Here is a 14,106-nt window from a genome sequence, read left to right as displayed (position 1 = left end):
TATGTATGGCGATGAACGTCAGCATCCAAGAAAACGCTCTCACCGACGGAACGGATTATATGCGCGACGATTGAACTTTTGTCATGACATGCATCACACATTCATGAAACAAGCATCATTGAAATGGTGAAAACACATTACATCAACACAAGACTTAATGTAAGGTATTGATAATCAATAAAAATAAATCACCACTGGAGTGTTATCGATTACACTGTTAATAAAGTGTTTTCGCACAACCAAGGCTGTCAAGCAGACACTGCGGACTGAAAGAGGCCCTAAGCCAACGACTTAGGCAGAGGTCTTAGCTAACAGAGCGGATAGCGAGACGGGCATTAAAGGCAACGTCAAGAAGAAGCAGTGGCCAGATCATTGGATCTTGACCACTTAGAGAGGCGGGAGTCAGATTTACAAGGTTTTGACTGAATGGCGCCGAACCAAGGTCGGGCTAAACAAGTTGGTCGCTGAATTGATGGCCTCACCACGCGACAGAGCCACAGCCAACTCAGCAGCTTGCGTTGCCATAGCCACCACGGGGTATTTAACTGTGGTGAGACGCGGACGCAAGTAGCGAGATATCAGCACATCATCAAAGCCCACCAAAGAGAGGTCTTGAGGAACATCAATCCCGTTATCGCTAAGCACTGACAAGGCCCCCGCCGCCATCGAATCGTTATAGCAAACGACGGCTGTCATCTGCGGTCCCCGACCCAGCAACTCGGTCATCGCAGCCTCCCCCCCCAATTCATCAGGACTACCGCGGGAGATCAGGCGTTCATCAACCGGAATATTGTGCTCTTGCAGAGCATCCAGATAACCCTGCAGACGGTCCTGAGAGTCTGATATCTGATGATTTGAGCATAAAAATCCTATCTTCTTATGGCCTTCCTGAATCAAATGCCGAGTCGCAAGCCAGGAACCATAGCGATCATCTAGCGCAACACAACGGGACTCGAATCCTGGAACAATACGGTTGATTAGTACCATGCCTGGAACATAGCTCATCATCTGGATCAGCTCTTCATCTGGCAGCATTTTGGCATGAACCACCAAGCCAGAGCAGCGATGCCCTATCAACTGCTCTATTACATGCTTCTCTTTGGCTGCGTCGTGGTAACCATTTCCGATAAGCAGAAAATTCCCCGTGGCCTGTGCCACTTGCTCAACAACTTTAACCATGGTGCCAAAGAACGGGTCAGACACATCAGCAACAATCAATCCCAAAGTTTCATTGTTCTGATGGGCCAATGCTCTCGCGTTCGCGTTGGGGTGGTAGTTGAGTTCATGCATCGCCTTGAAGACGGCATCGCGTGATGCCTGACTTGCCTTTGGCGACTTATTGATGACACGTGAGACTGTGGCGACGGATACGCCTGACAGGAGTGCCACATCTTTGATAGTTGCCATGAATTAGTTTTTCCGGTGAACGGGATAAATAAAAACCTGTGCTTTACATGGTAAGGATACTACCGACATTTCCAATGCCTGACACGGCTTTCATACCAAAAGCGGGATCATTCTATCAATACGAGCGCCTCGCCGTGTAATCATCTTACATACACCGCTCTCCAGCATCATGCGTATTGCGAATAAAAACGTGACAAAAATCACATAAAATGGAGGTGAATCTTCCCGGCATACTTTCACAAGCGCAGAATAAGGGTAAGCGGTTACACTAATGAAACCCAATCAAAACGAGCGCCAAGGAGAGATTCATGTTGAAGATACTCGTCACGGGTGGAACTGGTTACATAGGTAGTCATACCTGCTTGCAGCTTATCGCTGCCGGGATGACCCCCATTTTGTTGGACAATTTGGTTAACAGCAGAGAAAGTGTCCTAGAACGTATCCACACTCTCAGCGGACAACGCCCTCTGCACTATCACGGTGATGTGCGAGATGCCGACCTGCTTGATCGAGTTTTTGCCGACCAGCAAATAGATGCCGTAATCCACTTCGCTGGCCTCAAGGCTGTAGGTGAATCAGTACAAAAACCTCTCGAGTACTATGACAACAATGTCAGCGGCACCTTGGTGCTATTGCAGGCTATGCGACGCGCCGGGGTCAAGACCTTGCTATTCAGCTCATCTGCCACCGTTTATGGTGAACCAGAGACTATGCCCATCACCGAGGAATCGCCAACCTTTAGCGCCACCAACCCTTATGGTCAGAGCAAGCTGATGGTGGAGCGTCTCATCAAGGACTTTGCACGATCAGCTCCCGACTGGTCATTAACCCTGTTGCGCTATTTCAATCCGGTAGGAGCCCATCCCAGCGGCCTGATGGGCGAAGATCCCCAGGGCATTCCCAATAACCTGATGCCTTATATTGCCCAGGTGGCAGTGGGCCGCCGTGCCAAACTCGCCATATTTGGTGATGACTACCCGACACCGGATGGTACCGGCGTGCGGGATTACATTCATGTCATGGATCTAGCCGATGGCCATGTTGCAGCCTTGAAACATACTCTTGGGCAAGCTGGCGTCCATGTTTACAACCTGGGCTCTGGGCATGGCTACAGCGTCCTAGACATTCATGCCGCCTTCTCCAAGGCCTGTGGCCGCGAACTGCCTTATGAGATCGTGCCGCGCCGCGCCGGGGACATAGCGCAGTGTTGGGCCGATCCAACACGAGCCTACAACGAGCTGGGGTGGAAGGCTCATCGCACGCTTGATGAGATGACGGCCGATACCTGGCGCTGGCAATCCCAAAATCCGAACGGTTACCCCCTTCCATGAATGTACAGAACGAGACAGGCCTTCCTATGCAATTTGAACCGACCGATCACCCCCACCGTCGTTACAACCCATTGATCCAGCAGTGGGTTCTAGTTTCTCCCCACAGGGCTAAGCGCCCTTGGCAGGGGCAGCAGGATGAACCCGATCGCACCCAGCGATCAGCTCACGATCCGGATTGTTTCCTCTGCGCCAGCAACACTCGCGTCACTGGTGACAAAAATCCGGATTATCAGTCGACCTTCGTCTTTACCAACGACTTTGCAGCCCTGATTGTTGATACTCCGATGGCCCCAACCAGCGAGGATCCCCTCTTCCAGCTAGAGAGTGCGCGCGGCACCAGCAGGGTAATCTGCTTCTCACCGGATCACAGCAAGACCTTACCCGAGTTGTCCGTCCCCTCCCTCACCGCCGTGGTCAACACTTGGTGCGAGCAAACTGCAGAGCTGGGGTGCGACTACCCCTGGATCCAGGTATTCGAAAACAAGGGAACCATGATGGGTTGCTCCAATCCCCACCCACACGGGCAGATCTGGGCCAACGACTTCTTGCCCAACGAAGCCGCGCGGGAAGATGATGCCCAACGGGAGTATTTTGCAAAAAATGGTCGTGCCATGTTGCTCGATTATGTGGAGCGCGAACAGGCTGACGGCCGCCGTACCGTAGTGGAAACGGAGCACTGGCTGGCAGTGGTGCCCTATTGGGCGGCCTGGCCCTTCGAAACCCTGTTGCTTCCCAAGTTTGCGGTAACACGTCTACCGGCCCTGACAACACAACAGCGTGAAGACCTCGCGCTTGCGCTCAAGAAGCTGACCAGCCGCTATGACAACCTGTTTCAGTGCTCCTTCCCCTATTCGATGGGATGGCATGGTGCGCCTTTCAATGGCGAGGAGAATGACCACTGGCAGTTGCATGCCCACTTCTACCCGCCCCTGCTGCGCTCTGCGAGCGTACGCAAATTTATGGTGGGCTATGAAATGCTGGCGGAAACACAGCGTGACCTGACGGCAGAACAGGCGGCCGAACGCCTGCGTTCCGTCAGTGATATCCATTTTCGTGAACAGGTTTGAGGTTGAGATATGAGTATTGAATCGCCACGCAGCGTGACTGAACGCACCTTTTACACCCAGTACGGTTATCCCCCTACCCTCGCCATTCAGGCTCCAGGGCGTGTCAACCTCATCGGGGAACACACGGACTACAACGACGGCTTCGTGCTCCCCTGCGCCATTGACTATCAGACAGTGATCAGTGCGGCCCCCCGCCAAGACAGCCTGATCAGGGTGATCGCTGCCGACTATGACAACCAGCTGGATGAATTTGACTTGCGCCACCCCATAGAGCCGCGCCCGGAATACCTGTGGGCCAACTATGTGCGAGGTGTCGTCAAATATTTGCTATTGCGAGGCTGTCAACTGACCGGGGCTGACCTGGTGCTCAGTGGCAATGTACCGCAGGGAGCCGGTCTGAGCTCTTCCGCCTCTCTGGAAGTGGCGGTAGGACAGATCTTCAAAGAGATGAATCACCTCGACATCAGCCAGGCAGATATCGCCCTGAACGGACAACTGGCGGAAAACAGGTTCGTCGGTTGCAACTGCGGCATCATGGATCAGTTCATCTCCGCCCTGGGTCAGCAGGATCGCCCTGCTGATCGATTGCCGTAGCCTGAAAACCCGTCCTGTAAGCATGCCGGCCGACATTGATGTGGTCATAATCAACTCGAACGTACGCCGGGGCCTGGTGGATAGCGAATACAATACCCGCAGAGCACAGTGTGAAGAGGCCGCACGGCATTTTGGGGTCAAGGCACTGCGCGACCTGACTATGACCCAGTTCACGGAGCGAGCCAACGAACTGGCTCCTGTCGTCGCGAGCCGTGCACGCCACGTCATCTCCGAGAATGAACGAACGCTGGCAGCGGCCGATGCGCTTGCCAATGAAGACATGGTCATGATGGCCGAATTAATGGCAGCCTCTCATGCCTCGATGCGTGATGATTTTGCCATCACAGTGCCCGCCATTGATGCCCTGGTCGACATAATCAAAGATATCATCGGCAGTCGTGGTGGTGTGAGGATGACAGGTGGCGGGTTTGGTGGTTGTGTGGTTGCATTGGTTCCACAGTCACTGACAGCAGCATTGTGCGAACAGGTTAATATTCGTTATCCCCAAGTAAGCGGTCTGGCCCCGAGCATCTATATCTGTAAGCCCTCAGCCGGAGCCGGCCTACTCTGATATCTTCGCTGACACCTCAATATTGTAGTGGTCAACTATTTCCAAACTGGTCATGGTATAGCCGTATTGCTAAGCGATGAGCATTGGACTTAGTTTAGTTAAACAACGCTCTCAGTAAGCAGCTTTGATTAACATGTGGATAATACAATTGAACCAAATCTCAGATATATGTTATCTCTATGAACCTACCTCAGGGACTGCTCCGGCAGTCCCTTTTTCATGGCGCTTTCCGACCAGGGATCCAATTCGTATCAGTTAAAACTACAGAACAACAAGATATCAAGGCGTTACGTAGTGCTCGCCAGCTCATAGTTGAGCAGCGAACAGCTCTGGCTAACCAACTACATACATTCGCCACTTGGGCACTCAGATGCCGTTTTGGGGAGGGGCGACCATCCCATTAGCTATAGTCCGGTGCGCACAACGGCACATTCATCAACTCGAACAGGGTGTCGAGTAGTCCCTGAGTGGCCCGCAGAGTGAGGTTGAAAATCCCCTTGAGCATCAGGAAGGTGCAGATGGTCTGGTCGGTGTAGAGCTGGTTGCGGCCCCGTCGCCCGTGTTGGTTTTGGTGAAACCAGTTATCCATGGCGCCTGCATCAACCCAGAAGGTGAGAGAGCCACGGCTAATCAGAGACTTGTTGTATTGAGGCCAGTTGGTAATGGGGTGAAGCGACTTGCCCATGATGCAGACTTGAAGAGGATCGTGGTGATCAGCTCACGGTAATGACTCCAATCAGTTGAAATGGTGTCTTTCTATAAAGGCACCAATCACTTTCTCGTGGAGCTCAACGGAACGAGAGAAGCAGATGGTCTTGCGAGCCAATCGCTTGATGCGCGTTCTGAGCGTCAGGTTGTTACGCTCGATACGCTGGGTGAATATCTTCCCGGTCAGATGCATCTCGCTCGGCACCTCTCTGGCATAGCTTCCCCAGTCATCACTGGTGATAAAGCCTATCTGGAACGGAGAAAGCAGGCTCAGCAACCGACGGCATGTCTCATCGTTGCGTGGGCCAAAGGTATATGCCACGACTCGTTTTCTCTTGGTATCAAAGGCATACCAAAGCCAATGTCGATGCAGTTTGTTGCCAACATAGGCCCATTGCTCATCAAGTTCACAGATAAGCGCCACGTCATCGAGCCCCCCCTTTTCGGAGGTTACTTGCCTTGGGGTGAGTTTTTTAGGGTGCGTATGACGGTGTTGATGCCAATCTTGAGGACGCGAGCAGTATCACGAACACCTGAGCCGTTGAACGCCATATCAACAATCTTGTCTTTGACGCCAGGCTTCGGGCTTCATAGGTGTAGGTGAGCTGAAACACGTGCGGACAGACGGGGCAACGATAGCGAACATGGCCAGCAGGGGTCTTACCATGGCGATATACGTGGTCAGAGTTGCAACGAGGACAGTGAACGGGGATGGATGCCATGAAGCTGTCGGTCTCAAAAGAGTTCATCATATCAACTCAACCGATCGGATGCATCACCCACAAAAGCAAGCAGACCGAGCGATGGTTGAAGAAGAACCCCAAGTTCTGCTTGGTGTTCCAGCCAGTTTACAGCCCTTGGGTTAATCACATAGAACGGCTGTGGCACAAGTTACATGAAACCATCACGCGCAATCATCAATGTAGAGGAATGGCCAGCCTGCTGGCCCGAGTGAAACACTTCATGGATACCGTGTCTCCTTTCGCCGGGAATGGCTATGGCACAGCGAAGGTGTAGCACTATTAGGATCAGTTATTTAGAGCCCATGAATTAAGTGTAAACATTACCTTATCAGTTGACTACGCCCGAAATTACGCTCACCTCGTACTTTCGAACGTAATTTAAATAAATACGCAGTCCTCTCCAAGAATTTATAAAATTTCTCATTGTGTAGGTCAGCATCTCGGCGATCAAATCGATACTCTGCATCATCAGGGAAATGCACCAAAGACGCATAATCAGGGTATGCGAGCCTCAATGCACTACACCAAGCTTTACGGATGCGTGTAGCCATGTTATCCGCATCAAAATTAGAGTAATCACCAAGATGACCGTAGTCATCTCGGTTAAACAGTAGCACCACGTGGTAATGAGGATGTTGGCTTGCTACTTGCTCCTTCACCCAGATATAACCCAAGAAGAATGGTTTACCGGTCTTCCCCTTACGGTGACGTGCCGCCTGTATTTGGCTTTTTAGTGAAGCTATAAAGCGCTTAATCACCCTTTCCTCCTCTACCTCCGGTGGAAAGCTTGTCGGCATGTCCGGATCATCCATAACTGGTATCTGGGGAAAGCGTAGATCAACGCGCACTGCAAACACTCGTGGGTAGCGATGCAAGAAGTTCATGATCACACCTAATGACGTTTCCAATTGTTCATGTGATATTTCGCCATACTTGGCTTCTGCATCAATTCGCAAGTTTTCTAGCTCGTCGGCTATTAAATGATACCCAACAATTGACTTCATATACAGACCTATTGTTCGCATGGAATATCCATGCCTTGGGGTTAGATACTCAGGTGACTTCACTTATCGTAATTAATGAGGATTGCTACGTAAAACTTTACGGACAACTGATACCTTGCTCTCTTATCAAACCACTAGGTTTATATATCAACCAACATTTAGCACCCTGTGTTTTACATATGCTTCGCTATGCAGATGTATACGGCTAATGGCTTGTCTCTGATGTACAAGCCTGATGTGCATCTGATTGGTATACACGAAGTGTATATATCACATATTCTCGTTCACATACCCTGTGATACACTCTGATGGTAACCGTTCACCGGGACGGTGTTGACAGCACCAACTCCTCCGGGAACGGGTAGTCGGTTTTCTCGATGCAGGACCTGACAACTGCCCTCAGCCACTCCTGCGGGCAGCGGCCCAATCGCTTGGCCGTCTCCACCAACGATAGGATACGCTGCCTGAACTGCTCGCCTCGATGCGACCAGACGCCATAGCTTCCCTTGCGCCACAGCACATAGCCACGCAGCGCCCGCTCCGCTTCATTGTTGGTCAGCGCTATCTCGTCGTTTTCCATAAAACGCCATAGCATCTCATCGTCCTTGAGCAGTAACTGGCAGCGCCCACGGTAGCGCTTGGAACACAGTACACTGCCCCGCTCCAGCTGCCTTCGCCAGCTTTGCCGACATCGCTGCAACCTTCGCTGGTACTGCTCCCGGCTTAAGCAGCCTTGTTCATAGCCATGCCGGGTTCTGAACACCGTGTCAGCCAGCAGTACCAGCCGGGCTCCGATAGGCTGGTTGACGGCGTCGCTACTCTCGGCAATCGCCGCCACGTTGCGCAGCACATGCGCCCAGCACAGTTGGCGCTGGGCGCTGTCGATGAAGCGGTATCCCGCATACTGGTCGGTCACCAGCACCCCATCAAGCTCACTGCCCAGCAACCGCTTCGCTGCCTCCTGACCGCGGCCAAACGCCGTCATGAAGCAGACCGCGACCTTGCTCAGGGCCAGCCACATCCAGCGTCGCTCACCGCCCCGCTGGTGCCGGGTTTCATCGGCATGGATGATGGCGGCAGACTGCACTTGCTGTTTGATGGCTTGGTGGGTCGGGGTGAGCATGGCGCTGACCCGGCCTTGCGCTTCACTGATGGCGCCTCGGCTAAAGCTCAAACCGAAGTGCTGCTTGAGCTGCTGCTGTATCTTGCTGATGCTCTGGTGGAACTGACCACTCTGCAAAGCGATATAGCTCAGCAGATTAGCCCCCATCTGGCTGTGGCTCACCGTATCGGGCAGGGCTGCTTCACTGGTGGTGACGCACCCACGGCAGGTGCCCCGATACAGCTGATGCTCTGTCACCACATAGCTGACCTCGGGCAGGTCAAACACCTGATGAACCCGGTAGGGCTTGTCATGGGACACCACCTGCTCACCACAGCAGGCGCACTGCCGGGCAGGATAGTGTGGTATTGCCGTCAGTCGGTCGTCCTCAGGATGACGTTCACGCCGCTGCCCCTTGTGGCCAGGCTGGGCACCACGAGCCTTGCCGGAAGCGGGGCGCTTGCGCGCAGGCGGGGTCCCCGAGCCATCAGTGGAGGGGGGCTTGGAGGAGTTATTGCTGTTTTGGTTGAGGCGGTCTTCAAGCTCGGCGATGCGCGCCATCAGCTTGTAAATCAGCTCGTTGGCTTGCTCGAGGGTCAGCGGCAGGCCGGGTGGTGGCGTAATGGGTTTGCTCATGACGTGATGGTGCCAAGCTGGCGGGATCAGGCAAGGGGCAACAGTGGATCAAGGGATGATCGTCTCACTTTTTCCTGTCAATGCCATCTGGGTGAACAGTTACCTCTGATGGTGTATCACTCTCACCCTCGATATATCTCCTACCCCCTCTACCTTGTTATACACCTTGGTGTGTATATCCTCTACGCCGCATTTACCTTGTTATACACTTCGCGTGTATAGTAATACTATTACCAAACTAAGTAGCCGACTAAATCACCGAGAAAATCGCAGTTATTTTCTATAAGTTCTCGATAATACCGAGCATTAGGACAAAGAAGTTACTCTGAACTTAGCTCGATACCTCCTCTCTAGCGGATACCTTCGAATCAATCCATTCTATTACGTCACTCTGCTTCCAAGCGACTGCACGAGCCCCTAAAGGAGCGGCTCTAGGAAATGCCCCCTTGCTCATCAAGCGATAAATTGTCGCTTTGGATAAGGTAGTCATTTCGATGACTTCTTTTAGCTTAATCAACTTCATGTTCTCTCTCCGTTATTTCTTCATAACGAAGGACCTCATGTGAAAAATTACCATCCGAAGAAAACCACTATCTAGCCGATCTAATCTCAATCTCATTAATTCGTAGAGTAAATTCACTACCTCCCACAACTGAATAATAAAGCCCGGCCTCCACTGAACTTTGCGATAAATTCATGAAGAAATAACTTTACTGACACACAGTAATTCATAGCACACCAAACAATATCAGGAACCAAACCACCATATACATAGATAGCTTAAAACCAGATACCACAGACACTGGTTGACATAGCCTGCACCAGGCTAGACATAAAAAACACGTGAAATGCATCACGAAAATCAACAAAAACCACTCATGAAAGACGCAATAAAAACTACAATGTAGTTTTAAGTTATTGGGGTAAAAGCATGGCGGTCTGGGCGGATGGAAAAGTTGTCAGAACACAGTTATTCGACAGATACTTCGTTGATTATCTTTGGTATAGAACATGTGAAATAAATTTGTACTCAGTATGTATAATTCCTGCAGCTGAAAATCTTGAAAACGAATTATTAAGAGCCAGCTTAGATCCTAACGCCCAAAGATTCATGTCTGATAATGATGTTAGAGACAATTCAACACTTAACCTCGACCGATTTATCAAAGTAATTCATAACGAATATACCCAAGTTTGTATTTCCAAGGGTGACCTACATTGGATAGATGACAAAAATACCAGATTGATTTTTTATATATGGCGAACATTAAGTCATTTAATATTAGAGAACACCTCTAATAGGATGTTCGGTTTCGATCTTAAATATGATTTTTTACACACAATGCAGCCAAACAACAGCAAAAAAATGGCGAGAATGGATGATATTACCAACGAAAAAATAAGCACATTCTTAATCGCTTGCTGTATAAATAGATTGAGAGTTAGCAAGGCCACTAAATTACAAATACTAGACCACATAAAACAGGCAGCTTCATACACTCTAAAAAATAAAGAAATAACTAACTGGCTAAGCAAGGATGAACATCAAAAAACAACGTGGGTATTTGACTACTTACTTAATATCAAACCAAGATATATACCACTAGTACTTCCTGGTTCAATTGGAGTTCGAGATGATATTATTTCATTTTTTGATGTGACGCGCACATTAAATGAGGATAGCTCAAAACTTATTGCACTCACCATGAAAAAAACATGGAGCCAGAGAAAATACCGAGATAAAAACAAAGAAAAGAAACAATACAGTATAAACATGAGCCAAGACATTGGCGATATTCTTGATAAACTTAGCTTAGCTAGAAATGAAAATAAAAATGCAATAGTTGAGGCCCTGATCAGGGCTGAGTATGAGAAGATAACGAGACCTTGAGCTTTCTACAACAATACGACAAGGAAATCACTTGGCATTTCCTTGCCGTATTTAGCCATAGTTCCGGTGTTGGCAACTAACTTTTCTCACATTAATCATGAACCATAATAGTCTCAAATATAATTGATGTGATTTATCATTGGTATCTATTTCCTGAAGTTTATAGTAACAACATTGTCTGGAATTGTATTTTCTGTTGTAGTGAGCTTTTCAATATACTCACCCCATTTTTCAAAAAGCCGAGCTACCTGTTCCGCACGTTTACCCGCTTGATAAGTAGCAACGAGACGCAGGGCGGGATCGCACTTTGTTAACAAACTTTGAACTGGCAGATCGTCTGTGATCTAATCGCTCCCCTAGTCCAGAGGAGCTCAAGCCATGACACTCATTGAACATCTCACTCTCGTTGAAGAAACCCGTTCAGATATCAACCGCAAGCATGATTTGGTGGACGTGATGTTCCTCGTCATCAGCGCCATCATGGCCGGAGCTGAGGGCTGGCGTGATATCCAGACCTTCGGCGAGTCGAAAGTCGATTGGTTGCGCTTATATCGCCCCTTTACTCATGGCATTCCGCGTCGTCATACCATCGCTCGCATCCTACGGACCATCGTCGTCGAGTCCTTGCTCGAAGCCTTACTCGGTTGGGTCAATGAGCGCCGCACCCACAGCGGCAAGCCCCTCATCGCATTCGATGGCAAAGTGTTGCGCGGGGCCTATCGCAATGATGCCAAGCAGGCGCTGCAACTCGTCACCGCTTATGACACCGAAAATGGGCTGGTGCTTAGCCAAAAAGTCACCCCCTCCAAGCGTGGCGAACTCGGCACCGTCAAGGCGATGCTGGATGTCCTCAACTTGAAAGGGGCGGTAGTCACCCTGGATGCACTGCATTGCCAGCGCGAGACACTGGAGAAAATCAGTGAGAAAAATGCCCATGTGGTGGTGCAGGTGAAACACAATCAGCCCTTGCTGCGTCAGGCGGTGCAGTCCCAATTTCAGGCGCTGTTCGATGCGGGAAAAGAGAAGGTCGTGGTCGAGCACAAAGAGTGCGGCCATGGCCGGGAAGAAGCGCGCTATGTGTTTCAGTTGAAGGCCAAGTTACCGCCTGAGCTGGCCGCAAAATGGCCGACGATTCGCAGCATTATCGCCGTTGAACGGCACCGGACTATCAACGGGAAAGGCACGGTGGATACGTCCTACTATGTCAGTTCACTGTCTCACAAACATAAGCTGCTGGGTCACTATATCCGGCAGCATTGGCGGATAGAAAACAGTCAGCACTACATTCTGGACGTGGTGTTTGGTGAGGATGCGTCCCGGATAGCCATGGAGGATGCCGTGGAGAATATGGCCCTGTTTCGACGATTCGTGATGAACATTCTCACTCAGAGTCAATGTGGCGCGCCAAGCCAGCGAAACAAGTTGAAAAGAGCGGGCTGGGACGATGATTATCGGGCACAGTTATTCTTTGGTTGAAAATCAAGCAAAGTGCGCTCCCGCCCTGCAACGAGACGATCTCGCTTGCTGTGATTAAGAGCAAGTTCAATCACACTTTCATTTGCATCCAAATACTCTGCACAACAGCTAGCAAAGCTACGCCGTAAATCATGGACGGTGAATTGCTCACTTTGGGCCATAGAAATAGACCTTACCTTATTTATCACCCAACGAAGGGCATTGCCATCAATATGACCTTGTCCAGCTTCGTGTTCTCTTATTGCCTCAAAAACCCAAGGACTGCCACTGCTAATAGCTCGTTGATGAGCAAGGATCTCTAGAGACATCTTATGAAGCGTGACCGTATGCTCTTTACCATTCTTGGTATTACTGGCAGGAATGATCCATTTGTTGCCAATAACTTGCTCCCAGGTCATGCCCGTAGCTTCTCCACGGCGAACACCAGTTAACAAAATCAAACGTAAACAATTTGACTGAGATGGATGGAACCCTCCTTCTGATAGCCCTTGCCAAAAAGAAGCGACTTCCTCACGACAAAGCCAACGTTGACGAGGAGGTGGCGCCTCAGCCCCAATTGTTGATGGCTTAATGGTTCGAGCTGGATTCAGTTCGAGCAATTCTAGGTTCACAGCATGATCTAGCATCTGAGCACAGATAGTCAGTGCCTTTCGCGCAGCCTGTATGCTGCGCCCTCGAACCTTAGATAAGTGAGCAAACAACACTGCTCGCGTCACATCTTTCAGTAACAGACTACCAATGGCTTTGCTTATATATAGTCGGTGTGTGTGACGATAGGCTTCAACGGTAGATGCTCGGGCAGGCCTGGCAACTTGCTTCCACTCCAACCACTCTTCAAAAAACGCATCAAATGTCGGCATAGCCGACCGCTTCACTTTGGATGCTTTGGCAACAGCAGCAGGATCTTCTCCTGCCTTAACCAAAGCAACAGCCTTACCGTGCTCAACTCGCGCAGCCGCCAAGCTCATTGCTGGGTAAGAGCCCAATGTGAATTTTCGGGCCTTATTATTGATACGATAACGGTAAAGCCATGTTTTAGAACGCCCACCACTGCGAACCTCGATACACAACCCACCACCAGCCCCACTAGCAACAGCAACCACCTGTCGTTGGCCATCCTCCGCCTTCAAATTGGCGATTTCCCGATCTGTCTTAAGCGCCACCCTAGCCCCCTTTGTTCAAGCTGTGTACACAATAGCATTTTGAGTACGCAACTGCGTACACAAACTACTTGGCTACCAGTGATTCCACCTGAAACGTCGTGAGACCAAAAACTCTTTAATTTATTGATAATAAAGAGATTGAATTAAAAGATGAGACTTCATGACATCCATGGAGACTCACTCAAGACCAACTTCCTGTTCAACGTCTAATCCCATGACAGGCCAGCATTTGCTGGCCTGTTTTTTATCTGCCATTGCCCGGGCAATCATGGCAATGTCTTAAAAAAAAGCAGATTGTTGGGCTTTTGCGCAACAGAGACCAATAACTGGTCAAACGCACTCAAATTGCGTTTTTCTGGCAAAAAAAGGGTTGACGCCCCAGAGCCAGATACGCATAATTCGGCCCGCACGGT

The 14,106-nt window shown here is 50.1% G+C and carries 9 protein-coding genes and 5 pseudogenes; 7 read left to right on the top strand and 7 right to left on the bottom strand.

Features of this window, described 5'->3' with window-relative positions; all coding sequences use genetic code 11:
• Window positions 1-408: 408 nt before the first annotated feature.
• Complete coding sequence (galR, locus tag ACTG19_RS18595; RefSeq protein WP_042080901.1) at window positions 409-1,407, bottom strand: HTH-type transcriptional regulator GalR; 999 nt, start codon at window positions 1,405-1,407, stop codon at window positions 409-411.
• Between the two features lie 311 nt (window positions 1,408-1,718).
• Between galR and galE the strand changes: the two genes are divergently transcribed.
• The 4 genes and pseudogenes from galE to ACTG19_RS18575 form a co-directional block, all read left to right on the top strand.
• Window positions 1,719-2,738, top strand: coding sequence for a UDP-glucose 4-epimerase GalE (gene galE, locus ACTG19_RS18590; RefSeq protein WP_204524411.1), 1,020 nt, complete (start codon window positions 1,719-1,721; stop codon window positions 2,736-2,738).
• A gap of 26 nt (window positions 2,739-2,764) precedes the next feature.
• Complete coding sequence (galT, locus tag ACTG19_RS18585) at window positions 2,765-3,805, top strand: galactose-1-phosphate uridylyltransferase (protein ID WP_042080899.1); 1,041 nt, start codon at window positions 2,765-2,767, stop codon at window positions 3,803-3,805.
• Between the two features lie 9 nt (window positions 3,806-3,814).
• A pseudogene (galK, locus tag ACTG19_RS18580) lies at window positions 3,815-4,970 on the top strand (galactokinase).
• 230 nt (window positions 4,971-5,200) lie between these two features.
• Window positions 5,201-5,314, top strand: a pseudogene (locus ACTG19_RS18575) (IS110-like element ISSod21 family transposase); the annotation flags it as partial.
• 59 nt (window positions 5,315-5,373) lie between these two features.
• Here the strand turns inward: ACTG19_RS18575 and ACTG19_RS18570 are convergent.
• Window positions 5,374-5,655, bottom strand: a pseudogene (locus ACTG19_RS18570) (IS5/IS1182 family transposase); the annotation flags it as partial.
• 51 nt (window positions 5,656-5,706) lie between these two features.
• A pseudogene (locus tag ACTG19_RS18565) lies at window positions 5,707-6,400 on the bottom strand (IS1 family transposase).
• Window positions 6,401-6,452: 52 nt separating this feature from the next.
• Here ACTG19_RS18565 and ACTG19_RS18560 point away from each other — a divergent pair.
• Window positions 6,453-6,695, top strand: a pseudogene (locus tag ACTG19_RS18560) (transposase); the annotation flags it as partial.
• 46 nt (window positions 6,696-6,741) lie between these two features.
• Here ACTG19_RS18560 and ACTG19_RS18555 read toward each other — a convergent pair.
• The 3 genes from ACTG19_RS18555 to ACTG19_RS18545 all read right to left on the bottom strand — a co-directional run bounded on the left by ACTG19_RS18555 (window position 6,742) and on the right by ACTG19_RS18545 (window position 9,686).
• Window positions 6,742-7,446, bottom strand: a complete 705-nt coding sequence (locus tag ACTG19_RS18555) for an inovirus Gp2 family protein (RefSeq protein WP_439989399.1) — start codon at window positions 7,444-7,446, stop codon at window positions 6,742-6,744.
• Window positions 7,447-7,744: 298 nt separating this feature from the next.
• Window positions 7,745-9,163, bottom strand: coding sequence for an IS66-like element ISAs21 family transposase (locus ACTG19_RS18550; RefSeq protein WP_004576012.1), 1,419 nt, complete (start codon window positions 9,161-9,163; stop codon window positions 7,745-7,747).
• 331 nt (window positions 9,164-9,494) lie between these two features.
• Complete coding sequence (locus ACTG19_RS18545; protein WP_257688017.1) at window positions 9,495-9,686, bottom strand: helix-turn-helix transcriptional regulator; 192 nt, start codon at window positions 9,684-9,686, stop codon at window positions 9,495-9,497.
• A 408-nt stretch (window positions 9,687-10,094) separates the two neighbouring features.
• Between ACTG19_RS18545 and ACTG19_RS18540 the strand changes: the two genes are divergently transcribed.
• Both ACTG19_RS18540 and ACTG19_RS18535 read left to right on the top strand, forming a co-directional pair.
• Window positions 10,095-11,054: a hypothetical protein gene (locus ACTG19_RS18540; RefSeq protein WP_257688158.1), complete on the top strand. Its 960-nt coding sequence runs from the start codon at window positions 10,095-10,097 to the stop codon at window positions 11,052-11,054.
• A 378-nt stretch (window positions 11,055-11,432) separates the two neighbouring features.
• Window positions 11,433-12,530, top strand: coding sequence for an ISAs1 family transposase (locus ACTG19_RS18535; RefSeq protein WP_439988606.1), 1,098 nt, complete (start codon window positions 11,433-11,435; stop codon window positions 12,528-12,530).
• On the opposite strand, the gene ACTG19_RS18530 is transcribed toward ACTG19_RS18535, so the two are convergent.
• The gene (locus tag ACTG19_RS18530) at window positions 12,503-13,693 is read right to left on the bottom strand and encodes a tyrosine-type recombinase/integrase (RefSeq protein ID WP_439989398.1); all 1,191 of its coding nucleotides are present in this window, start codon (window positions 13,691-13,693) and stop codon (window positions 12,503-12,505) included. The two genes, ACTG19_RS18535 and ACTG19_RS18530, sit on opposite strands and share 28 nt — an antisense overlap.
• Between the last annotated feature and the right edge of the window lie 413 nt (window positions 13,694-14,106).

The sequence above is a fragment of the Aeromonas sp. 3P genome (genome assembly GCF_051919745.1).
Lineage (GTDB): Bacteria > Pseudomonadota > Gammaproteobacteria > Enterobacterales > Aeromonadaceae > Aeromonas > Aeromonas veronii.
The sequence above is the reverse complement of the archived record's forward strand: the minus strand, read 5'-3'. Positions and strand labels throughout refer to the sequence as shown.

Bases quoted from the DNA above. Each gene is read 5' to 3' on its own strand.
- galT (WP_042080899.1), top strand. From the start codon at position 2,765: ATGCAATTTGAACCGACCGATCACCCCCACCGTCGTTACAACCCATTG.
- ACTG19_RS18535 (WP_439988606.1), top strand. From the start codon at position 11,433: ATGACACTCATTGAACATCTCACTCTCGTTGAAGAAACCCGTTCAGAT.
- ACTG19_RS18555 (WP_439989399.1), bottom strand. From the start codon at position 7,446: ATGCGAACAATAGGTCTGTATATGAAGTCAATTGTTGGGTATCATTTA.
- ACTG19_RS18540 (WP_257688158.1), top strand. From the start codon at position 10,095: ATGGCGGTCTGGGCGGATGGAAAAGTTGTCAGAACACAGTTATTCGAC.
- ACTG19_RS18545 (WP_257688017.1), bottom strand. From the start codon at position 9,686: ATGAAGTTGATTAAGCTAAAAGAAGTCATCGAAATGACTACCTTATCC.
- galR (WP_042080901.1), bottom strand. From the start codon at position 1,407: ATGGCAACTATCAAAGATGTGGCACTCCTGTCAGGCGTATCCGTCGCC.
- ACTG19_RS18550 (WP_004576012.1), bottom strand. From the start codon at position 9,163: ATGAGCAAACCCATTACGCCACCACCCGGCCTGCCGCTGACCCTCGAG.